Origin of the sequence: Synechococcus sp. H55.10, assembly GCF_047502715.1 — a bacterium.
Taxonomy (GTDB): Bacteria; Cyanobacteriota; Cyanobacteriia; order Thermostichales; family Thermostichaceae; genus Thermostichus.
Genome location: NZ_JANSJJ010000282.1, coordinates 1 through 516, shown reverse-complemented (window position 1 = coordinate 516; position 516 = coordinate 1). Strand labels below are relative to the sequence as shown.

Below are 516 nucleotides of genomic sequence, written 5' to 3'. Positions count from 1 at the left end.
TGCCCAGGCAGCTCTGGCCCTAACCGCTGTAATCACTGACCTGGATAAGGTAGCTCTGACGGAGCGGCTAGAGATCGAGCTAGAAAATTTAGGCGATCTGGAACTATTGTTGGTGGACTTCCTGAATGCAGTGATCTACGAGATGGCAGTTAGAGGAATGCTGTTTGGGAAAGTTGAAGTGCATCTTGCAAAAGACCATCTCAAAGCCAGCCTGTGGGGGGAAAGAGTTGACCGCACCAAGCACCGACCGGCAGTAGAAGTTAAAGGGGCAACTTACACGCAACTCAAGGTAGCTCAAGAGGGTGAGCTTTGGGTGGCACAGTGTGTGGTGGACGTGTAAGGGAGGCAGTCTATGGATATCAGGAAACTTGAGCGTCTAGATGAAACGGTTTGGCGCATTCCTCCTAAAGGCAAAATGCGTGTCCCGGTCTTGATCTTTGCCGATGAAGAGTTAATCCGGGAGATGGACGACAAAGTGGCCGAGCAGGCCAGCAACGTGACCACTTTGCCAGGGAT

The 516-nt window shown here is 51.7% G+C and carries 1 protein-coding gene; it reads left to right on the top strand.

From position 1 onward, the window contains the following. Nucleotides 1-340 (top strand): archease (locus NW858_RS13160; protein WP_414520663.1); only part of this gene is annotated, 340 nt, incomplete at its 5' end. Between the last annotated feature and the right edge of the window lie 176 nt (nucleotides 341-516).